Raw genomic sequence first — 20,287 nt, 5'->3', positions numbered from 1 at the left:
GCCCATGACGCGTTCGGCGGAGAAGTCGGCCCGGCCCGGTGGGTCCGGATCCTGGCTCCGCGACCATTCGGAACTCGGCGTCAGCGTGCTGCTGTTCCTGATCGGTGTGCTCGTCCTCACCGACGCGCTCACCATGGATGTCGACATCGCCCAGCGCGGCCCCGTCGGCCCCACGACCGTCCCGATCGTCGTCGGCATCGGTCTGCTGCTGATCGCCGTCCTGCTCGCCGTCGACGTCATGCGCGGCGGCCGGGGAGAGGCCGAGGGCGGCGAGGACATCGACCTCTCCGAGCCCAGCGACTGGCGGACGGTCCTGCTGCTCGCCGGAGTCTTCCTCGGCTTCGCGGTGCTCATCGGCCCGCTCGGGTTCCCGATCTCCGGAATGCTGCTCTTCTGGGGCGCCGCGTTCGCCCTCGGCAGCCGGCACTACCACCGTGACCCCCTGATCGCCGCAGTCCTCTCCCTGGCCACGTATTACGTCTTCAATAATCTGCTCGGCGTTCCGCTCCCCGGTGGCCCGCTGATGGGGGTGCTCTAGCCGATGGACTCTCTCAATTCATTGATGGACGGTTTCGGCACAGCGCTGACACCGATCAATCTCCTCTGGGCGGTGATCGGGGTTCTGCTCGGAACCGCGATCGGCGTCCTGCCCGGCATCGGGCCGGCCATGGCGGTGGCCCTGCTGCTGCCCGTCACCTACGGACTCGACCCGACCGGCGCGTTCATCATGTTCGCCGGTATCTATTACGGCGCGATGTTCGGCGGCTCCACCACCTCGATCCTGCTGAACACACCGGGTGAGAGCGCGGCCGTCGTCGCCGCGATAGAAGGCAATCCCATGGCGAAATCGGGGCGCGGGGCACAAGCCCTCGCCGCCGCCGCCGTGGGTCACTTCGCGGGTGGCCTGATCGGCACCCTGCTGCTGGTCGCGCTCGCCCCCACCGTCGCCGAGCTCGCCGTCGACATCGGCGCGCCGGACTACTTCGCGATCATGGTGCTGGCCTTCATCGCCGTCACCTCCGTCCTCGGCTCCTCCCGGATCCGCGGTCTGGCCTCGCTGCTCATCGGTCTCACCATCGGTCTCATCGGACTCGACCAGATGACCGGCCAGCAGCGGCTCACCTTCGGCTCGCTCCAGCTCGCCGACGGTGTGGACGTCGTCATCGTCGCCGTCGGACTCTTCGCCATCGGCGAGGCGCTCTGGGTCGCCGCGCATCTGCGCCGCGGCGGTGCGGCACCGATCCCGGTCGGCCGCCCCTGGCTCGGCAAGGAAGACGTCAAGCGCACCTGGAAGCCCTGGCTCCGCGGTCCGTTCCTCGGATTTCCGTTCGGAGCGATCCCCGCGGGTGGTGCGGAGATCCCGACATTCCTCTCGTATGTCACCGAGAAGCGGCTGTCGAAGAACAAGAGTGAATTCGGCAAGGGCGCGATCGAGGGCGTGGCGGGACCGGAGTCGGCCGCATCGGCCTCGGCGGCGGGGACCCTCACCTCGATGCTCACCCTGGGACTCCCGACGACCGCCGTCGCGGCTGTGATGCTGGCCGCCTTCCAGCAGTACGGAATCCAGCCCGGCCCGCTGCTCTTCGAGCGGGAGCCGGAGCTGGTGTGGGGCCTGATCGCCTCGCTCTTCGTCGGCATGGTGCTGCTGCTCGCGCTCAACCTGCCGCTGGCCCCGGTCTGGGCGAAGCTGCTCCACATCCCGCGCCCCTACCTCTACGCGGGGATCCTCTTCTTCGCCGGAGTGGGCGCGTACGCGGTCGGCGGCGAGGCCCTCGACCTGGTCATCCTGCTGATCATCGGTCTGCTCGGCTTCGGAATGCGCCGGTACGGGCTCCCCGTCCTGCCGGCCGTCATCGGAGTGATCCTCGGCCCGGCCGCCGAGCAGCAGCTCCGCCGCGCGCTCCAGATCAGCGACGGCAGCATCACCGGTCTCGTGAACACGCCGTTCTCGGTGACCGTGTACCTCATCATCGCGGTGCTCGTGGCCTGGCCCTGGCTGAAGAAGTTCGTCGTCCGCCGGCGCGACGTCTCCGCGTGATCCACGAGGGGCCGCCCCGCCGCCGGGGGGGCGGACACTCACCACCGGGAACCCGGTACGGGGAGTGACGGTCCCGCTCCCCCGGGACGGTCGTCTCCGGCTCCGTCACGGAGCGCCGGTCCCCTTCCGACCCCTGGCGGGTTCGGTTCGCTGCTCACCCCCACGGAGCAGCGCACCGAACCCGCCTCGGCGTGCCAGCAGCTCCAGCTCGTCCAGGGCCCGCACCGCTGCCTCCGCTGCCGCCGGATCCCGCCCGGCGAGCCCGCTCGCGGCGAACTCGTCTTCGTCGAGCCGGAGGATCTCCGTGCCGTCCGCGGACACCCACAGATCGAGATCCAGGTCCTCGACGGTCAGCACACCGCCGGACGGTCTCCCGGGCGGCCGGGTGACATCGCAGTACCAGCCCTTGAGTACCCCCTCGCCGGTCCGGACCTCCTTCACCGCGTACCAGCGGTCGGCCCAGTAGTGCTCGGTGAACACATCCCCCGGCTCGAACCGCACGAAGCCGAAGTCCCGCACCCCGGCCCCCGCCCACGGCGCCCGCACCACCAGATGCCCGCCGTCGTCCCGGACCGGCGACGCCGGATACGACACCTTCAGGGCACCCGCCTTGACCAGGCGGACCTCAACCGGGCTCCCGGACATGACACACCTCCCGCCCCGGCTCGGTGTGCGGCGCGGCGGTGGACCGGATCGGGCGGACCGCATGCGCGCCCGCCCGGCTGATGTGCGGGACAAGAACTCTCATGTGCCCGACGCTACGGGCCCGCCGGAGGGGGACGCCTCCCAATTTCCCCCGGCATTTCCCCCGGTGCCGCGGACGCCGTGGGGGACAATCACCGGGTGACCCTGACGATCGTGCTCGACCCCGACTCCGCCACCGCGCCCTTCGAGCAGCTCCGCGCCCAGATCTCCGAACAGGCACGCTCGGGGGCGCTGCCGACCGGCTACCGGCTGCCGACGGTACGGGGCCTGGCGGAGGAGCTGGGCCTCGCCGCGAACACGGTGGCGAAGGCGTACCGGGCGCTGGAGGCGGACGGCGTGGTGGAGACACGCGGCCGCAATGGCACGGTGGTCGCGGCGGCGGGTGACGCGGCGGCGCGGGAGCTGGCCGCGGCGGCGGAGTCCTTCGCGGTACGGGCACGGCGGCTGGGCCTGCCGGAGTCCGCGGCGGCGGAGGCGGCGAGGGCCGCGCTGAGGGCGGCGTACGCGTCCTGACGCGGCGGTGCGGGTCTTGCCGGGGCCCTGCCCCGTACCCCGCGCCTCACCTCGCCGGCGGGGCTGACACGGCCCGCAGGCGCGAGCAGGACTCCCGGCGTCAGGACGCCCGGCCGAGCCCCGCCGCGATGGGGGCGCGGGCGGAGCCCCGGTGTTCAGAGGTAGAGCCCCGCCTCCGGCACGGGCTCCGCGATCGACGTCGGCCCATTCCCCCTCCGCAGCGCGAACAGCTCCGCCAGCGTCGCGCCCTCCCTGCTCACCCCTTCCTCCGTGCCCAGCCAGTTCACGGACTCCGGATGGGTCAGCGGACCGACCTCGATCCTGGCGAGGCACCGTCCCGGCCGGACCACGGCCGGGTGGAGGCGCTCCAGATCCTCGTTGGTGGTGAGGCCGACGAGGACATTGCGGCCCTGGCCCAGCAGCCCGTCCGTGAGGTTGAGAAGGCGGGAGAGCGCCTGGCCCGCCGCGTTCTTCGCCTCGCCGCGGATGAGCTCGTCGCAGTCCTCCAGGAGGAGGAGCCGCCAGCGTCCGCTCTCGGAGCCGTCCTCCTCGCCCATCGCCGCGTCCATCAGATAGCCGATGTCATTGAAGAGGCGCTCGGGGTCGAGGACACAGTCGACCTGGCACCACTCCCGCCAGGAGCGGGCGAGGGTGCGCAGGGCCGAGGTCTTGCCGGTGCCCGGCGGGCCGTGCAGGAGCAGCAGGCGGCCGGCGCCGGCGTCGGGGGTGAACTTCATCAGCCGGTCCATCGCGTCGGCGACCGGCGCGGTGTAGTTGGGCCGGACCTCGTCCCAGGTGCCCGCCGAGATCTGGCGGGTGCTGCGGGACGGGCCGCGCAGCGGCGAGAAGTGCCAGAAGCCCATGGACACATGGTCCGGCTGGGGCTCCGGCTCGGCCTCGGCGCCGTCCACCGCGGCCTTGACGGTCTGTTCCGCGAGCTCGGCGCTGACGGCGGTCACCGTGACGGCGTTGTTGTGCCGGCCGTACGAGACGAGCGCGGTGTAGCCCTCGCCCTCCGCCAGGATGACCCGCCGGCTGCTGTCGTTGGCCGCCCGCAGCACGGTCGCGCCGGACGGCAGCAGATCGAAGTCGGGCCTCAGGTTCTCGACCCGGTGCTGATGGGAGAAGGGCTGCTCACCGGTGGTGAAGGCGGTGAGGAAGAGAGCGTCGAGGACGTCCGTCGGAGAGTCGGTGTCGTCGACCATGAGCCGGATCGGGAGGGGGTTCCGCTCCGGTGCGCGGGGCGCGGGCAGCGCGGAGGGGGTGGCCGGGGCTGAGGAAGACATGCGCTCCATCTGAGGTAGTGCGGCTGGCATACGCCCATGATCCGGCACGGAAGCCGCGGCGCGCACCGCTTTTTCCGCTCCGGTGGTGCCGCGCGGCACCACCGGAGCGGCGGGGTCAGCCCTGGGCGCCGCGCAGCACCGTCACCGCGCGCCGGGTGCGGCGGACCATGGCGTACCCCTTGGTGAGCACCCGGTCCCGGGCGAAGTTCCGGCCGATGGCCCGGCCCTCGACGAGCCGCTCGAACTCCGCGGTGTCCGTACTGCGCCGCACGGTGACCCGCTGGATCGCGTACGGGCCCTGCGCGGGGCGGGCGAGGGCGTTGCCCACGGCGAAGGACTGGGCGAACCCGGCGTCCCTGACGGCGTCGCGCACCCGGCGGCTGGAGTAGCCGAAGGGGTAGGCGAAGGAGAGCGGCCGGGCGCCCAGCTCGTCGGTGATGATGTCGCGGCAGCGAACCGTCTCGTCACGGAGCTGTTCGTCGCCGAGCTGGTCCATCTGCGGATGGCTGTGGGTGTGACCGCCGATCTCCATGCCCCCGGCGGCCAGTTCCCGCACCTGGTCCCAGTCGAGCATGGTGTCGATGGCGCCGCCCTCGTCGTACGCGCCGCGCAGCCAGCCGGTGGAGACGAAGAGGGTGGAGGCGAACCCCTGCTCCGCGAGGACGGGGAGGGCGTGCCGGTGCACACCCTCGTATCCGTCGTCGAAGGTGATCAGCACGGGCCGGCCGGGGAGGGGACGGCTGCCGCCGGAGCGCCAGATCTCACCCAGTTCGGCCGTGGTGAGCGGGGTGAATCCGCGTTCGGCGAGAACCGCCATCTGTTCGGCGAACGCCTCGGGGGTGACGGAGAGCCCGATGGTCGCCCGCGCCGGCTGATGGGCGACGGCGTGGTACATCAGGACGGGTACGGGGGCGTTCATCGCTGCTCACCCGGCAGCGCGCCGGCCGGCAGCGGTTCGATCGGGCCGGAGGAGAAGGTGACCCCGCCCCGGCGCGCGCGTGCGCTGCCGATCAGATAGCCGCCGGCCGCGGTCGCCACCCCGGCGACGATCGCCCCGGCCCGGCCCGCGCCGCCCCGGCGTCCGCGTGCCGCGTCCCGCAGCCCGCGCACCACTCCGGCGGGCAGCACACGGGTGGTGTAGCGGCGCTCGGACTCCAGGCCCTTGCCCGCGCCGACGCTCTTGGCGACCAGGGCCTTGGAGAGCCCCTCGGCATAGGTGCGCGTACGGAAGTAGGCGAACCGCTCGCGGGCGGCCGGAACCCTGTGGTGGATGACGGCCCGGTCGTCGACGAGCAGCACCGCGCCGGGGATGGCGTTGGCCATGCGGATGCACAGCTCGGTCTCCTCGCACCCCAGCGGGCGCTTGTCGCCGTCGCGGCCGATCCCGGTGGCGAAACCGCCGGAGGCGTCGAAGGCGCTGCGGCGGAAGGAGGCGTTCCCGCCGAGTACGTTGCGGACCCGCACCTTGCCGGGCGCCAGGCCCAGATAGGAGGCTCCGACGACCCAGTCGAACTCCTCGGGGAACCACGCGGGCCGCCGCCCGGACTCCCAGGCGGGCAGGGTGCGCCCGCCGACGGCGACGACCTCGGTGGAGTCGTAGCCCTCGGCGAACCAGCGCAGCCATTCGGGATCGGCCACGGCGTCGTCGTCCAGGAAGGCGACGAACTCTCCGCGGGCCGCGGCGATTCCGGTGTTGCGGCCGGCGGAGAGGCCGCGGGGGCCCGCGTTGGCGAGCACCCGCACCTTCTCCTCGCCCCGGTACTCGCCGGTGAGCCGCTGGAGCAGCACCGGGTTGTGGTCCACGACCAGGAGTGTCTCCAGGGCGGGCAGCGACTGCTCCCGCACCGACTCGACGGCGGCGCGGATGTCGTCCCAGCGATCCTCGGTATAGGCGCAGATCACCACCGAGAAACGGCGGTCGCTCAAGACGTCTCTCCCCGGGGAATCCGCACGCCCAGCGCACCGCCGCCGCGGCGGCGCTCGGCCCGGCCCACACCCTTCTCCTTGACGATCACCTTGAGGACGCGAATGCCGTCCCGCACCGCGCTCAGATTGCTGACGCCGTGGATGCGGTTGTACTCGTGGCTGGGGACTTCCTGCACCCGCAGTCCGGCCTTGACGACGCGGATGTTCATCAGGGTCTCGATCTCGAAGCCCGTGCAGTCCAGCGTGATCTTGTCGAGGCAGTGCTTCCAGAAGGCGTTGTAGCCGTAGCAGAGGTCGGTGTACCGGGCCCCGAACTTGGTGTTGACGAGGGTGCAGAGAACCGAATTGCCGAGCTTGCGGATGAAGGTCATGTCGTCGGTTCCGCCGCCGTTGGCGAATCGCGACCCCTTGGCGAAGTCGGCGCCGGAGACCAGGGCCGATACATAGGAGACGATCTCATTGCCGTCGGCGGAGCCATCGGCGTCCACCATCACGATGATGTCGCCGGTGCAGGCGGCGAAACCGCTGATGAGTGCGTCGCCCTTGCCCTTGCCGACCTGCCTGACGACCTTGACGTCGGGGCGGAGCTCCCGCGCGACCTCCACGGTGTTGTCCGTGGAGTTCCCGTCGACCAGCACGACTTCATGAATCCAGTCGGGCAGCGTCTTGAAGACGTGGGGGAGGTTTTGAGCCTCGTTCATCGCGGGAATGACCACACTGACGGGCGGGGTGATCGCCAGATGGGACGAGATCGGGCGGTAATCACCGGCTATTCGGCCGGAGTGCTCCGCCGGGGAGACCGACGGCATGGACGGATCTTGCCCCGGAGCGGCCGGGTGCAGGACTGAACTCATGGGTTTTTCTTCCCTCTCCACCGGTGAACCGCCCGCCCCCGGGCGATCCGGATGTATGTCCGGTTTGAAGGGGGGGTTTACATGCCACCCACCCGGGGCCGAGCGGAATGCTCCGGCCGGGTTGGATGGGCTGTGAAACCAACCGCGCGGTACGGCTCGGTGTGAGCACGAGAACCGAGCACGGCACCCCCCTACCGCGCCCCGCGTGGGTACCTCAGCGACGCTTGAGCCCTCCCCTGGAGCCGCTTTGCATGAGGAACCGCTGCGGGTGATTGTACGACGGTATTGATGTTTGGGACCCTATGGCAAGTCCTGGCTCCCGAACTTGCTTTTTACGTTTTTGATACTTATTCAGAAGCGGCTGTGCGGCTCTGTCGTTCGTTTGCTTGATCTTTTCGCGTCGCGGTCGCTCCGCGCGGTCCGGCGTGCGCCGGCCGGCGGATCCCCCGCGGGTGTACGGGTGCGGCGGCGCGCCGCCGCCCAGAGGAAGAGGAGCGCGGTCACCGCGGTGACCGCGAGGATGCCGCCCGATGTGGTGAGCGGCCCGCCGGACGAGCGCGCCCAGGCGACCACCAGATTGACCGCGACGGCTCCGGCCGTGGCGATGGCCGCCCGGCTGGCGCGGTCGAGTCCGGCCAGCAGCGCGAGAAGTCCCGCGGCTGGACCGGCGAAGAGGAAGAAGATCACGAACGGCGCCCGGAGCGGGGAGTCGCTGCCGGTGAGCGCGAGGGCGACCCCCGTCGCCGAGGCGGTGAGGGCCACGCCGCCGAGGACCGGCATCAGATCCATCACAAATGATGACGATCTGTTGTTGATGCTCTGCATGGCCGATTTTTGCTCCCAAGGCACCTGATGCCGGACGCCCCATGCTGCTCAGCGGGGGCCGATTCCGTCAAGCTCTTCAGCGAAGTTTTGGCATGGACACTTCCAATGAATCGGAGCGGCTGCTACGACAGTTGACGCAGCGATCCTGCTACAGGGAGCACTCATGAAACCGTTCCGCATCGTGGCACTCTCCACCTCCCTCCTCCTCGGAGCCGTCCTCGCCCTCACCGGGGCGAGCCAGGCACAGGCGGACTCCCGGGCCCTCGCCGTCGACTATGTGGCGCTTGGCGACTCCTACTCCTCGGGCGTCGGCGCCGGGAGCTACGACAGCGCCAGTGGCAACTGCAAGCGCAGCAACCGGGCCTACCCCAAGCTCTGGGCGGCGGCCAATGCCCCCTCGTCGTTCGCGTTCACCGCTTGCTCCGGCGCTCTTACGAGTGACGTCACGGCGAACCAGCTCAGCCCGCTCACCTCCGCCACCGACCTCGTCTCCATCACCGTCGGCGGCAATGACGCGGGCTTCGCCGATGTCATGACCACCTGTGTCCTCCAGTCCGAAAGCAACTGCATCAACCGGGTGAACCAGGCCCGCTCCTACGTCGACACGACCCTGCCCGGCCGGCTCGACTCCGTGTACAACGCCATCAAGTCCCGCGCACCGGCGGCCGAGGTCGTCGTCCTCGGCTACCCCCGCTTCTACAAGCTCGCCGGCAGCTGTGTCACCGGACTGAGCGAGGCGGAGCGGAGCGCGATCAACGGAGCGGCGAACCACCTCAACGCCGCACTCGCCAAGCGCGCCGCCGACCACGGATTCACCTGGGCCGATGTCGTGCCCGCCTTCACCGGTCACGAGATCTGCTCGGCCGCTCCCTGGCTGCACAGCCTCAACCTGCTCAACATCGGCGACTCGTACCACCCCACGGCCGCGGGCCAGTCCGGCGGCTATCTCCCCGTGTTCACCTCCGCCGCCTGACAGCCGGCCGGGAGCCCGCTCCCGGACATCCGCCGCACCGCACCGCACAGTCCCCGGCCGCGACCCGCGGCCCGCTCACCCCCCGGTGACCGCCGGAGCCGGGGGATCCGCCGTCGGAGACCCCGGTGAGGAGCCGGTGGCCGTCGGCACCGGCTCCTCGCACACCACCGTGAAGGAGACCCACTCGGAACGCGCCGCGACCGGACTCCGGACCTCGACCCGGATCCGGTCGCGGTACGTCCCCGCCTCCCCGTACCCGGTCACGGTGTACTCGGCCGGCTTCCGGAGCGGTTCCCCGGAGCCGAAGGAGAGCGTCCGCCAGCCGGACGCGTCCCGCTCCGCACCGCGCTCCACCACCCAGCGGTACTCGGCGGACGCCGGCGCGCGCCCGACCCCGATCACCGCCCGGAACACCGGCGCGTCCGCCCCGGCGAGCGGACAGCGGCCCGTATAAGAGGTGCGCGACGCCGTCACCGACACCTCCGCCGTCTGCGGGCGGGTGCTCGGCCGCCCGGCGGGGGAGGTGCTCGCGCCGCTCGCGGCCGGTGCCGCGGCGGAGGGCTCCACCGGAGCCGCCGTCACCGGCGACGGGGCCGGACCGCCCCGTGCCTCCGTCCCGCCGCCGGACTTCCCGGTCTCCGGCAGCAGGGTCCAGAACAGCACCGCGAGACCGATCAGCAGCACCGCCACCCCCGCCGTGAGAACCGCCACCGCCCGCGAGCCCCCCGGCGGGCCGGGCTCCGCCGCCGGGGGCGGACCTGCCGGTACCGGCCGGGTGACCGGCTCGCGCGGGCCCGTCTCCTCCCGGACCGGTCCGGCGGCGACGGTGGGGGAGTACGCGGCCGGGGCCGGGCGCGCGCGGGCCGAGCCGCCCGCGCTCACCAGCCGCAGTTCGCGCTCCGCCTCCGCCGCCGGGATCCGCTCGGCCGGCTCCTTCCGCAGCAGCCCCTCGATGACCGGGGCGAGATCACCGGCCAGCCGGAGCGGCGGCGGCCCCTCGTCGACCACGGCCCGCAGGGTGTTCAGCGCCGTGCCCCGGCGGAAGGGGGAGCCGCCCTCGACCGCCGCGTACAGCAGCACCCCGAGCGACCACAGATCCGACTCCGGCCCCGGGACCCGCCCCAGCGCCCGCTCGGGTGCGAGGAATTCGGGCGAGCCGATCAGCTCGCCCGTCATGGTCAGCTGGGAGGTCCCCTCGACCACCGCGATGCCGAAGTCGGAGAGGACCACCCGGCCGTCATTGGCGATCAGCACATTGCCGGGCTTCACATCCCGGTGCAGCACCCCCGAGGCATGCGCGGCCCGCAGCGCCGCCAGGACCTCCGCCCCGATGTGCGCGGCCCGCCGGGGAGCGAGCGGGCCCTCGGACTCCAGCACATCGGCGAGCGAGAGACCCCGGACCAGCTCCATCACGATCCAGGGGCGGCCGTCCTCGGTGGCCACGTCGAAGACGGTGACCACATTGCGGTGCGAGATCCGGCCCGCCGCCCACGCCTCGCGCTCCAGCCGCTGATAGAGCCGCCGCTTGCCGGAGTCGCCGAGTCCGCCGGGGGCGCGCACCTCCTTGACGGCGACCTCGCGGGCCAGTACCTCGTCCCGGGCGCGCCACACCACGCCCATACCGCCTTCGCCCAGTGGGCTCAGCAACCGGTAACGCCCTGCGATCAGCTGATTCTCGGGCACCCGAGCCCCCGTCCACGCGACACGGCATCTCGTCGGAATCACAGAATCACGGTGGAAACCACTCCAAGTTAGCTCAACTCCCGCCCTTTGCCTCCCCTTCGGACAGCAATCCACCACCGTCCCCGGCCCGGTGCGAGGTCCGGGGTGAGGACCGTCACACCGGATGGCTTCCCGGTGATTCGGACGTTTCGGGAGTGGTGGGCCGTGCCCTGGGAAGAATCGAGGGGTGAACCTGCACAACTGTCCAACTCGCCCGGGAATCGGATGAATCCCTATGTGCTCGTCAACTCACGTACAAGCGCGGTGAATCCTGTGGGCGGGATACACGGGTGTCACGGTGGGGCGATAGGGTTAACCTGCCCGGGCCGGGTGCGTCGTACGGGTGGGGAGTGACCATGGAACAGATAACAGTGCGCAGCAGGGCGCGTGTCCCCGCGATCACATGTGGGAGCAGCGCGACCAGTTCGCGCCTCGACCGACATCTCTCGGTGCTCGGCGGTCCCGCCGTGCCCCAGCGGGAGACGGTGGAGGCGACCTCGCTCATGCTTGAGCTGACCTCACGCGATGTGGCACACGACCGCGAGCGGAGCGCGAGCGGCCGAGTGTCGCTCTTCGCCCCGCTGCGGAGGCTGCGCCGCACGCTCTTCGGCAGCCGCCGCTGACCCATCGGTCCCGGCCGGCCGCCGCTCGGCCGGTGTGTCTCCCGGCGTCGTGCACCACCCACCACGTGTCACCGCCTGTGCGGCCCCGCGCTCAGGCGGTCACGCTTCTCCCGGCGCAGCGCCGCTCTCCCCCCGCCCGTCATTCCCGGGGGCGCGAGCGGCGCTTCTGTGTGCCCGCGCCCGCCCCGGCGGCTGCCGCGCGCTCTCACAGCAGGGCGAACTGGCCCTCCGGCCCCTCCTCCGCGCCGCCGAGCACCGACGCGGGGCGGCGGGTCCAGCCCGGCGGCGGCAGCACCCCCGGAAGATCCGTGATCACCTCGGTCCCCGGCGGCAGCACCGATCCGGCCGGCGTCTCCGCGAGCAGCGCGAGGACGGTGATCAGCTCCAGCAGCTCCGATGTCCACTCCCGCGGCCACCGCGCCGGCCCCAGCGCCGCCAGGGTGCCCGGCTCCGCCGCGGCCGTGCGCTCCCCGAACCAGCGCTCCAGTACGCCTTCGCCGCCCGACCGGAACTCCCAGGCCGCCGCGGGCACCGGGGAGACACGGCCCTCGCCCGCGCTCAGCGTCCCGGTCGCCGGGTCGTGGGAGAGCGCGGCCGGCCGGGCGGGCAGCGCGGTGCGGACATAGGGGCGGCGGCCGGGCGGCAGCCGCGGCCGGTCGCCGCCGTGCGCGCCGCGGAGCTGGACCGTGAGCAGCCGGCGGCCCAGCGCCACCCCGGCGCGCCACACCCCGGGGTCGGCGGGCAGGGCCACCGCGCAGCCCGCCGGACCGTGCGCCGCCGCCGCCGCGATCCAGGCGAACACATCGGCCGGGGTGACCGCCAGGCCGTACCGGCCGGCGAGCGCTGCCGGCAGCCCCGGCGCCAGATTGGGCTCGGTCCCGCCCGGTCCGCGGAAGAACGGCCGGATGGCGCCCGCCCGGCCCGAGGGGGTGTGACCGTCGGGAAGCAGCGCGGAGACGATCACCGCCGGGCCCGAGGAACCCGGCGGCTGCTCGACGAGGAAGATCTGGTGCTCGTCGGCGACCCGCCACAGCTCCGGGCGGGCCGCGTCGATCAGCCGGTGGTCCGGCAGGATCCACTGCCGGTCGAAGGCGCCGTGCAGAATCGGCACCGGCGCCGGCGGGTTTCCCGGCTCCCGGGCGAACCGCCCCGTACCGGTGCGCTGGCCCGGCAACTGGCCCACGGCGCTGAGCGGGGTCCGCGCCCGGGTGCATCCGAACAGCGCGTCCCGCTCCGGGCCCCGGGCCCGGGTCACCGCGTCCCAGCGGGCGGTGAGCGAGGCCGGATCCGGGCCCATCACCCAGGAACGTCCCAGCCGCAGCGGTGGCACACCCCACGGCATCAGCTCATCGAGCATCGGCATGGCACCATCCTCCCCGACCGGAGCGGCCTCATGGGCCGTACCGGGGACCCGGGCTCACTCCGCCTCGACGGTGACCGAGAAGGAGAAGCGGTCCCCCCGGTACCGGATCCGGGCCACGTCCACCACCCGCCCGTCGCCGTCGTAGGTCACCCCGGTGTAGTGCAGGATCGGGCTCAGCAGCGGCACCGCCAGCAGCTCCGCGGTCGGCGGATCGGCCAGCCGGGCCTCCACCGTGTCGGTGATCCGGCTGATCCGCACCCCGACCGAGTCCCGCAGCACCTTGGTCATCGGCCAGCGCTCCAGATCCCGGATGTCCAGCCGGGCGGCGATATCGGGCCGGACGGCGTTCTCCGCCCAGTTCGTCGGCTCACCGCTCTCGCCGTCGCGGCGCAGCCGGCGGTAGGTGACGATCTCCGGCAGCTCCGGAAAGTACTCGGCGAGTTCGCCGGGGACCGGCCCCGTGCCGTGCCCCAGCACCGTCGTCAGCTCGCCCGACTGCTGCGCCACGATGGCGTCGATCGAGCCCAGCAGCCGTCGCGGCGACCCCCGCCGGGCGCCCGGCTCGATGAAGGTGCCGCGCCGGCGGTGGCGGCTGATGAGCCCCTCCTCCTCCAGCTCCTTGAGGGCCTGGCGCATGGTCAGCACGCTCACGCCGTAGTGCGCGGCGAGCTGTTCCTCGGTCGGCAGCCGCAGGGAGGCGTCCGGCGCACGGCCGAGTATCGACGCCCGGAGCGACTGCGAGACCTGATACCAGAGCGGCAGCTTGCGGTTGAGCACGAGAGAGTCGGGTGCGAAAGAGGAGGAGGGAGAGGAAGGAGAGGGGGGTGTGGGGGAGGGGGTCACGGGGACTCCGTATCAGGGCCTGAAATGACGCTCAAGACCCTGCCACACGTTGTCGTACCCCTTCTGGAGATGCCCGGCGTTCGCGGCCCTCTCCGTCGCCGTCACCGGCCAGCGCGTCTCGAACATGAACGCCAGGCCGTCATCGATCCGCTGGGGCCTCAGCTCGGCCGCGCTCGCCCGGTCGAAGGTCTCCCGGTCCGGCCCGTGCGCCGACATCATGTTGTGCAGCGAGCCGCCGCCGGGCACGAAACCGCCCTTCCCGGCGGTCTTGGCGTCATAGGCGCCCTCGATCAGGCCCATGTACTCACTCATCACATTGCGGTGGAAATACGGCGGCCGGAAGGTGTCCTCGCCGACCAGCCAGCGCGGTGCGAAGACCACGAAGTCGACACCGGCCAGCCCCGGGGTGTCCGAGGGCGAGGTCAGCACCGTGAAGATCGACGGGTCGGGGTGGTCATAGGAGATGGAGCCGATGACATTGAACCGGCGCAGGTCGTAGACGTACGGCACATGGTTGCCGTGCCAGGCGACCACATCGAGCGGGGAGTGGTCGTACGCCGCCGACCAGAGGTTTCCGCAGTACTTGCTGATGACCTCCACCGGCCGGTCGGGGTCGCTGTCGTACGCCGCGACCGGGGCGAGGAAGTCCCGCGCGTTCGCGAGGCCATTGGCGCCGATCGGGCCGAGGTCGGGCAGGGCGAAGGGCTGCCCGTGGTTCTCGCAGACATATCCGCGCGCCCGCTCGTCCAGCAGCTCCACCCGGAACCGCACCCCGCGCGGGATCAGCGCCACCTCGCCCGGGCGGGCCGCCAGCATCCCCAGCTCGGTCACCAGCAGCAGCCCGCCCGACTCGGGGACGATCAGCAGCTCGCCGTCCGCGTCGCCGAAGACACGGTCGGTCATCGACGCGTTGGCGTGGTAGAGGTGCACGGCCATACCGGTGCGCTGCGCCGCGTCGCCGTTGCCGCCGAGGGTCCACAGACCGGCCAGCCAGTCCGTCCCGGGCGCGGGGTCCGGCAGCGGGTCCCACCGCAGCCGGTTGGGGTCGGGGACGGTCTCGGTGAAGGGGGCGCCGCGGAGTGTGCCGTTGTCGATCCGGCGGAAGGCGGGGTGCGCGGCGGACGGCCGGATCCGGTACAGCCAGGACCTGCGGTTGTACGCCCTCGGCTCGGTGAACGCCGATCCGCTGAGCTGTTCCGCGTACAGCCCCAGAGGTGCGCGCTGCGGAGAGTTCCGCCCGATCGGCAGTGCCCCCGGGACGGCCTCCGAGCTGTGCTCATTGCCGAAGCCGGGGGAGTACCCCAGTGTTCCGGCGGTCTTCCGCGCCCGCTCCATGGCCTGCTCGATGCCGCTCATCGCCCGCTCCCGGTCCTGAAAGCCGAAGGGAATCCTATGGGCAACCGTAGGATTGCGGAGGGGTCCCGTCAACGGCATCCGGGCGCCCGGGTGGGCGCGTGTCCCCCGGTCCGGGGGTGTCCGCCGGGGTCCGGGACGGCCGGCCGGCGGGTGTCCGGTGGGTGATCGATGGGTGATCGGTGGGCGGAATGTCCCATTCCGTATCTGTGGTGATGTGACCACACCGCGTTGACCTGGGGTTCTGCTCGTATTGCTCACAGGTCAACATCTTGTTAACAGCTTTTGACGCGCCCTAACGTCATCCGGACCGCCGCTCCGGTGGGAGTTCAAGGATGAACGTTAGGTAACCCCCATGCTGACAATCCTCGGCTTCGCCATGATCGCGACCTTCCTGGTCCTGATCATGATGAAGAAGATGTCGCCCATCGCGGCGCTGGTCCTGATCCCCGCACTCTTCTGCGTACTCGTCGGAGATGGCGCGAAGCTGGGGGATTACGTCATCGAGGGCGTGGGCAATCTCGCCCCCACCGCCGCGATGCTGATGTTCGCCATCGTCTACTTCGGCGTCATGATCGACGTCGGCCTCTTCGACCCGATCGTCCGCGGCATCCTCCGCTTCTGCAAGGCGGACCCGATGCGGGTGGTGGTCGGCACCGCCCTGCTCGCCGCGATCGTCTCCCTGGACGGCGACGGCTCCACCACCTTCATGATCACCGTCTCGGCGATGTATCCGCTCTACAAGCGGCTGAACATGAGCCTGGTCGTGATGACGGGTGTCGCGGCCACCGCGAACGGTGTGATGAACACCGTGCCGTGGGGCGGGCCCACCGCCCGTGCCGCCACCGCGCTCAAGCTGGACGCGGCCGACATCTTCGTGCCGATGATCCCCGCGCTCGCGGTCGGACTGCTCTTCGTCTTCATCCTGGCGTACGCGCTCGGTCTGCGGGAGCGCAAGCGCGTCGGTTACCTCTCGCTGGACGAGGCGCTGGAGCCGGCCGGCGGCGAGAGCGGCGCGGTGCTGGTGAAGACCGGCGGCGGTGCCGGCAAGGCGAAGAAGCCCGCCGGCGGCGCCGGATCGGCCAGTGGTGCGGGTGCGGGATCCGAGGGCGCGTCCGGGACGGGTGCGGGCGCCGCCGGTGCGCCGGCCGACGACGAGGGCCTTCAGGGGCTCGACCCCAACCGCGAGACCCTCCGCCCCAAGCTCTACTGGTTCAACGCCGGTCTCACCGTCACCCTGCTCACCGCGATGATCATGGAGCTGCTGCCGATCCCGGTGCTCTTCCTGCTCGGCGCGGCGCTCGCCCTCACCGTCAACTACCCCAAGATGGAGGACCAGAAGGCCCGGATCGGCGCCCACGCCGAGAACGTCCTCAATGTCGCGGGCATGGTCTTCGCCGCGGCGGTCTTCACCGGAGTGCTCACCGGCACCGGCATGGTCCAGAGCATGGCGGACTGGCTCGTCGAGACCATCCCGCAGGGCATGGGCCCGCACATGGCGATCGTCACCGGACTCCTCAGCCTCCCCCTCACCTACTTCATGTCCAACGACGGCTTCTACTTCGGCGTCCTGCCCGTCCTCGCCGAGGCCGGCGCGGCGCACGGGGTCTCCCCGCTGGAGATCGCCCGCGCCTCCCTGGTCGGCCAGGCCCTGCACATGTCCAGCCCGCTGGTCCCCGCCGTCTATGTCCTCGTGGGCATGGCCAAGGTGGAGTTCGGCGACCACACCCGCTTCACCGTGAAGTGGGCCGCGCTCACCTCGCTGGTGGTCCTCGCCGCCGGGCTCCTCTTCGGCATCATCTGAGCGGTCCGGATCCGGACCCGGAGCCGCCCCCGGCCCGGGTCCGCCGCGCCCCCTCCCCGCTCCGTCGGAAACGACCGAACCCCGCGCCCGAATCCGGGCCTCCCCGGGCCGCCCCGGCCTTCCGGACCCTCACGGAACCGGCCCCGGTCCCACCGCGCCCCGCTCCCGCCCCCGACCCATCCGGGTGGCGGCGGCGGGGCGCGGTGCTGTTCCGCCCCGTCTCCCTTATGTGGCGCTTGGTCCGGTTCGGCAAAACAACAGGGCCGCAAAATGAAAAGCGGGCACCCGGAAATGAGAGGACTCTCATGTTTCGGCGGGCGTGCTCCAATCTCTTCCGGTGTCCGGCAAAACCCCAGGCCAAAGATTCGCCGCGATTATTCCCCGGCCGGGAATTATCGGCTATTTTCTAGCGTCTCAGCCGATCCCCTACTTCTCCGGCGGGACCCCCACATGACTCGCGCAATTTCCCTTCGCAACGTCAGCAAGCGATACGGTCGGACGCTGCGTGCCGTGGACCGATTCACCCTCGATATCGAGCCGGGAGAATTCCTGGTGCTCGTGGGGCCGTCGGGCAGCGGCAAATCGACCGTGCTGCGCCTGATCGCCGGGCTGGAGGCGCTCTCCGGCGGCCAGCTCCTCCTCGACGGCGAACCGGCGAACCGCATGTCGCCGAGCCGCCGCAATATGGCAATGGTGTTTCAGAATTTTGCTCTGTATCCCACCATGACCAATCGCGACAACATCGCTTTCCCGCTCCGGCTGGAGTATCCGCGCGAGGACCGGAGCGCACGTATCGACGCCACCGCGCGGAAGCTCGGCATCCAGGATGTTCTGGACCGATACCCCGGACAGCTCTCCGGCGGTGAGCGGCAGCGGGTCGCGATGGGCCGGGCCATCTCCCGGCGCCCCTCCGCCTTTCTCATGGACGAACCGCTCTCCAACGTCGACTCCAAGTTGCGCAATCGGCTCAGGAGCGAGATCTCCGGGCTGATCCGCGAGCTCGGGATCACCACCGTGTACGTCACTCACGACCAGGCCGAGGCGATGTCGCTGGGCGACCGGGTCGCGGTGCTGCGCAGCGGGGTGCTCCAGCAGGTGGGCACCCCGCGCGACATCTACGCACTGCCCGAGAACGTCTTCGTCGCCGCCTTCATCGGCACGCCCCGGATCAATCTCCTCGACGCCTCCGTGCACGCCCCGCTCGACGGGCGGATCGCCCTCGATCTGGGTACTCAGCGGCTACCGCTGCCCGAGCCGCTCAGCGTCGACCACCAGCTCCTCCGCATCCAGCAGGGGCGGTCGATCGTGGTCGGACTGCGCTCCGAGGCGACCCGGATCGCCCTGCCCAGCCAGGCCCGCCCCGGCGAGGTCGCGCTCACCGGAATCGTCACCCACACCGACTACCGGGGCCATGAGGCCCTGGTCCACTGCGACATCGGATCCCGGCCCGCCGTGGTCTCCGCGATGGAGTCGGCCCGGCTGCCCAATCCGCCGATGCGGCACCGCAGAGCCGGACCCGGCCCCGGTTCCGCCGCCAGGAGCGGCGGCGGAGTCAGGGGCGGCGGCGGAACGGGAGGCAGGGGCCGGGACCACGCCGGCATCCGGGCCGGGGTGCGGAACAGCCCCGGAATGCTGACCCGGCTCCGGGAACGCGCCGTCTCCCGCTTCCGCGGCCCGGCGGCACCCGGCCACCCGTCCCCGCCCCCGTCCTACGACCCCTACGCCTCCTACGACCCCGACGCCCTGCCCGCCGGCGCGGGCGAACTGGTCGTCCGCGCCCGCCCCGACCTCTGGCTCCAGGCGGGCTCACACGTGCCGCTCCTGGTCGACCTGGCGCAGCTGTACGTCTTCGACCACCACGGCCGCAGAGTCTGCCCGGCCCCCGCCGACCTGCTCGCCGTCGACGCGTGACATCCCCCGGGCGGAAGCCGCGCCCGGGGTGAGTCCATGGGCGGGACGGGACAGGGGCCACTGGCGCCCGAAAACCGGCGTCGCTAGTTTGGGGCGCGACCGCGGCAGGCGCCAGGGCTCTGAGGGAGTGCGATGACCACCCATGACGGGATGTATATCGGCGGTCAGTGGCGGCCCGCCGCATCGGCCGGGACCATCGCGGTGGTGAACCCGGCCGACGAGCGGATCATCGCCCGGGTTCCGGCCGGTACCGCCGAGGACGTCGACGCCGCCGTGCGCGCCGCCCGTGCGGCCCTTCCCGGCTGGGCGGCGACCGGACCCGCCGCCCGCGCCGCCCTGATCGCGGCGGTGCGGGACGAACTCCGCTCCCATGCGGCCGAGATCGCCGAGACGGTCACCGCCGAACTCGGTGCACCGCCCGCACTGGCCTCGGCGGTCCATGCCGGGCTCCCGGTCGCGGTGGCCGGCTCCTATGCCGAACTCGCCGCCTCCCACTCCTTCGAGGAGACCATCGGGAACTCCGCGGTGCTGCTGGAGCCCGTCGGCGTGGTCGGTGCCATCACCCCCTGGAACTACCCCCTCCACCAGATCGTCGCCAAGGTCGCGCCCGCGCTGGCCGCGGGCTGCACCGTCGTGCTCAAACCCGCCGAGGACACCCCCCTCACCGCCCGGCTCTTCGCCCGCCTGGTCCACCGGGCCGGTGTCCCCGCCGGGGTCTTCAACCTGGTGACCGGCACCGGCCCGGAGGCCGGCGCCGCCCTCGCCGCCCACGAGGACGTCGACCTCGTCTCCTTCACCGGCTCCACCGCCGTCGGGCGGCGGATCGGCGCCATCGCCGGAGCCGCCGTCAAACGCGTCGCCCTGGAGCTGGGCGGCAAGTCCGCCAGTGTGGTCCTGCCCGGCGCCGACCTCGCCGGCGCGGTCCGGGCGACCGTCGCCAATGTCATGATCAATTCCGGTCAGACCTGTAGCGCCTGGACCCGGCTGCTGGTCCACCGCGATCGGTACGAGGAGGCCGTCGCGCTCGCCGCCGAAGCGGCCGCCGAGTACCCGCCCGGCGCGCGGATCGGCCCCCTGGTGAGCGAGAGGCAGCTCCGCCGGGTGCGCGGCTACATCGAGCAGGGGGTGGCCGAGGGCGCCCGGCTGGTGGCCGGCGGCCCCGAATCCCCCCTGGAACGGGGGTTCTATGTCAGCCCCACCGTCTTCGCCGATGTGACCCCCGGGATGACCATCGCCCAGGAGGAGATCTTCGGCCCGGTGGTGACACTGCTGCGGTACGAGGACGAGGAGGACGCCCTCCGGATCGCCAACGGCACGGTGTACGGCCTCGGGGGCGCGGTCTGGGCCGGGGACGAGGCCGCCGCCGTCGCCTTCGCGCGCCGGATGGAGACCGGCCAGGTCCACATCAACGGCGGCCGGTTCAATCCGCTGGCCCCCTTCGGCGGGTACAAGCAGTCGGGCGTCGGCCGTGAACTGGGCCCGCACGGACTGGCGGAGTACCTCCAGACGAAGTCGCTCCAGCTCTGACCGCCCCGGCCCGGCCGCCCT

At 71.7% G+C, this 20,287-nt stretch carries 18 protein-coding genes; 8 read left to right on the top strand and 10 right to left on the bottom strand.

Annotated elements, in window-relative coordinates; genetic code table 11:
• Positions 1-4: 4 nt before the first annotated feature.
• Positions 5-538, top strand: coding sequence for a tripartite tricarboxylate transporter TctB family protein (locus AAFN69_RS16345; protein WP_347729288.1), 534 nt, complete (start codon positions 5-7; stop codon positions 536-538).
• 3 nt (positions 539-541) lie between these two features.
• The gene (locus AAFN69_RS16340; RefSeq protein WP_347729224.1) at positions 542-2,038 is read left to right on the top strand and encodes a tripartite tricarboxylate transporter permease; all 1,497 of its coding nucleotides are present in this window, start codon (positions 542-544) and stop codon (positions 2,036-2,038) included.
• A 105-nt stretch (positions 2,039-2,143) separates the two neighbouring features.
• Here AAFN69_RS16340 and AAFN69_RS16335 read toward each other — a convergent pair whose 3' ends face one another.
• Positions 2,144-2,683, bottom strand: coding sequence for a DUF402 domain-containing protein (locus AAFN69_RS16335; RefSeq protein ID WP_347729223.1), 540 nt, complete (start codon positions 2,681-2,683; stop codon positions 2,144-2,146).
• Between the two features lie 198 nt (positions 2,684-2,881).
• On the opposite strand from AAFN69_RS16335, the gene AAFN69_RS16330 reads away from it, so the two are divergent.
• Positions 2,882-3,256, top strand: a complete 375-nt coding sequence (locus tag AAFN69_RS16330; protein ID WP_347729222.1) for a GntR family transcriptional regulator — start codon at positions 2,882-2,884, stop codon at positions 3,254-3,256.
• Between the two features lie 155 nt (positions 3,257-3,411).
• Here AAFN69_RS16330 and AAFN69_RS16325 read toward each other — a convergent pair whose 3' ends face one another.
• From AAFN69_RS16325 to AAFN69_RS16305, 5 genes are all read right to left on the bottom strand, one after another.
• Positions 3,412-4,542 (bottom strand): DUF5925 domain-containing protein, encoded by a 1,131-nt coding sequence (locus tag AAFN69_RS16325; RefSeq protein WP_347729221.1) that lies wholly within the window; start codon positions 4,540-4,542, stop codon positions 3,412-3,414.
• 115 nt (positions 4,543-4,657) lie between these two features.
• Positions 4,658-5,461 carry a polysaccharide deacetylase family protein gene (locus AAFN69_RS16320; protein WP_347729220.1) on the bottom strand — a complete coding sequence of 268 codons (804 nt, stop codon included), beginning with the start codon at positions 5,459-5,461 and terminating at the stop codon, positions 4,658-4,660.
• The gene (locus AAFN69_RS16315) at positions 5,458-6,468 is read right to left on the bottom strand and encodes a glycosyltransferase family 2 protein (RefSeq protein WP_347729219.1); all 1,011 of its coding nucleotides are present in this window, start codon (positions 6,466-6,468) and stop codon (positions 5,458-5,460) included. The genes AAFN69_RS16320 and AAFN69_RS16315 overlap by 4 nt, the downstream gene beginning before the upstream one ends.
• On the bottom strand, positions 6,465-7,322 hold the full coding sequence (locus AAFN69_RS16310) for a glycosyltransferase family 2 protein (RefSeq protein WP_347729218.1): 858 nt from the start codon (positions 7,320-7,322) through the stop codon (positions 6,465-6,467). The genes AAFN69_RS16315 and AAFN69_RS16310 overlap by 4 nt, the downstream gene beginning before the upstream one ends.
• A 351-nt stretch (positions 7,323-7,673) precedes the next feature.
• Entirely contained in the window at positions 7,674-8,147 is a 474-nt protein-coding gene (locus AAFN69_RS16305) for a hypothetical protein (RefSeq protein ID WP_347729217.1), read from the bottom strand.
• 163 nt (positions 8,148-8,310) lie between these two features.
• On the opposite strand from AAFN69_RS16305, the gene AAFN69_RS16300 reads away from it, so the two are divergent.
• Complete coding sequence (locus AAFN69_RS16300; protein WP_347729216.1) at positions 8,311-9,120, top strand: SGNH/GDSL hydrolase family protein; 810 nt, start codon at positions 8,311-8,313, stop codon at positions 9,118-9,120.
• 75 nt (positions 9,121-9,195) lie between these two features.
• Here AAFN69_RS16300 and AAFN69_RS16295 read toward each other — a convergent pair whose 3' ends face one another.
• Complete coding sequence (locus tag AAFN69_RS16295) at positions 9,196-10,803, bottom strand: serine/threonine-protein kinase (protein WP_347729215.1); 1,608 nt, start codon at positions 10,801-10,803, stop codon at positions 9,196-9,198.
• A gap of 395 nt (positions 10,804-11,198) precedes the next feature.
• Between AAFN69_RS16295 and AAFN69_RS16290 the strand changes: the two genes are divergently transcribed.
• Positions 11,199-11,465 (top strand): hypothetical protein, encoded by a 267-nt coding sequence (locus tag AAFN69_RS16290; protein WP_347729214.1) that lies wholly within the window; start codon positions 11,199-11,201, stop codon positions 11,463-11,465.
• A 205-nt stretch (positions 11,466-11,670) separates the two neighbouring features.
• On the opposite strand, the gene AAFN69_RS16285 is transcribed toward AAFN69_RS16290, so the two are convergent.
• Genes AAFN69_RS16285 through hmgA form a run of 3 tightly spaced genes read right to left on the bottom strand, consistent with a single transcriptional unit; the run spans position 11,671 to position 15,027 of the window.
• Entirely contained in the window at positions 11,671-12,828 is a 1,158-nt protein-coding gene (locus AAFN69_RS16285; RefSeq protein ID WP_347729213.1) for a type ISP restriction/modification enzyme, read from the bottom strand.
• 54 nt (positions 12,829-12,882) lie between these two features.
• Complete coding sequence (locus AAFN69_RS16280) at positions 12,883-13,671, bottom strand: GntR family transcriptional regulator (RefSeq protein WP_347729212.1); 789 nt, start codon at positions 13,669-13,671, stop codon at positions 12,883-12,885.
• A 12-nt stretch (positions 13,672-13,683) separates the two neighbouring features.
• The gene (gene hmgA, locus AAFN69_RS16275) at positions 13,684-15,027 is read right to left on the bottom strand and encodes a homogentisate 1,2-dioxygenase (protein WP_347729211.1); all 1,344 of its coding nucleotides are present in this window, start codon (positions 15,025-15,027) and stop codon (positions 13,684-13,686) included.
• A 352-nt stretch (positions 15,028-15,379) separates the two neighbouring features.
• Between hmgA and AAFN69_RS16270 the strand changes: the two genes are divergently transcribed.
• From AAFN69_RS16270 to AAFN69_RS16260, 3 genes are all read left to right on the top strand, one after another.
• The gene (locus AAFN69_RS16270) at positions 15,380-16,828 is read left to right on the top strand and encodes a citrate:proton symporter (protein ID WP_347729210.1); all 1,449 of its coding nucleotides are present in this window, start codon (positions 15,380-15,382) and stop codon (positions 16,826-16,828) included.
• A gap of 450 nt (positions 16,829-17,278) precedes the next feature.
• Entirely contained in the window at positions 17,279-18,739 is a 1,461-nt protein-coding gene (locus AAFN69_RS16265; protein WP_347729209.1) for an ABC transporter ATP-binding protein, read from the top strand.
• A 132-nt stretch (positions 18,740-18,871) separates the two neighbouring features.
• Positions 18,872-20,266: an aldehyde dehydrogenase family protein gene (locus AAFN69_RS16260; protein ID WP_347729208.1), complete on the top strand. Its 1,395-nt coding sequence runs from the start codon at positions 18,872-18,874 to the stop codon at positions 20,264-20,266.
• Positions 20,267-20,287 lie beyond the last annotated feature (21 nt).

The sequence above is a fragment of the Streptomyces sp. CAU 1734 genome (genome assembly GCF_039888735.1).
Lineage (GTDB): Bacteria > Actinomycetota > Actinomycetes > Streptomycetales > Streptomycetaceae > Streptomyces.
Note: the sequence above shows the minus strand (reverse complement) of the source record. Positions and strands in the feature narration are given on the sequence as shown.

What these genes read in the sequence shown, in the direction of transcription:
- AAFN69_RS16340 (WP_347729224.1), top strand. Translation starts at nt 542, where the DNA reads ATGGACTCTCTCAATTCATTGATGGACGGTTTCGGCACAGCGCTGACA.
- AAFN69_RS16345 (WP_347729288.1), top strand. Translation starts at nt 5, where the DNA reads ATGACGCGTTCGGCGGAGAAGTCGGCCCGGCCCGGTGGGTCCGGATCC.
- AAFN69_RS16335 (WP_347729223.1), bottom strand. Translation starts at nt 2,683, where the DNA reads ATGTCCGGGAGCCCGGTTGAGGTCCGCCTGGTCAAGGCGGGTGCCCTG.
- AAFN69_RS16320 (WP_347729220.1), bottom strand. Translation starts at nt 5,461, where the DNA reads ATGAACGCCCCCGTACCCGTCCTGATGTACCACGCCGTCGCCCATCAG.
- AAFN69_RS16290 (WP_347729214.1), top strand. Translation starts at nt 11,199, where the DNA reads ATGGAACAGATAACAGTGCGCAGCAGGGCGCGTGTCCCCGCGATCACA.
- AAFN69_RS16270 (WP_347729210.1), top strand. Translation starts at nt 15,380, where the DNA reads ATGCTGACAATCCTCGGCTTCGCCATGATCGCGACCTTCCTGGTCCTG.
- AAFN69_RS16260 (WP_347729208.1), top strand. Translation starts at nt 18,872, where the DNA reads ATGACCACCCATGACGGGATGTATATCGGCGGTCAGTGGCGGCCCGCC.
- AAFN69_RS16285 (WP_347729213.1), bottom strand. Translation starts at nt 12,828, where the DNA reads ATGCCGATGCTCGATGAGCTGATGCCGTGGGGTGTGCCACCGCTGCGG.
- AAFN69_RS16305 (WP_347729217.1), bottom strand. Translation starts at nt 8,147, where the DNA reads ATGCAGAGCATCAACAACAGATCGTCATCATTTGTGATGGATCTGATG.
- hmgA (WP_347729211.1), bottom strand. Translation starts at nt 15,027, where the DNA reads ATGAGCGGCATCGAGCAGGCCATGGAGCGGGCGCGGAAGACCGCCGGA.
- AAFN69_RS16325 (WP_347729221.1), bottom strand. Translation starts at nt 4,542, where the DNA reads ATGTCTTCCTCAGCCCCGGCCACCCCCTCCGCGCTGCCCGCGCCCCGC.
- AAFN69_RS16300 (WP_347729216.1), top strand. Translation starts at nt 8,311, where the DNA reads ATGAAACCGTTCCGCATCGTGGCACTCTCCACCTCCCTCCTCCTCGGA.
- AAFN69_RS16310 (WP_347729218.1), bottom strand. Translation starts at nt 7,322, where the DNA reads ATGAGTTCAGTCCTGCACCCGGCCGCTCCGGGGCAAGATCCGTCCATG.
- AAFN69_RS16265 (WP_347729209.1), top strand. Translation starts at nt 17,279, where the DNA reads ATGACTCGCGCAATTTCCCTTCGCAACGTCAGCAAGCGATACGGTCGG.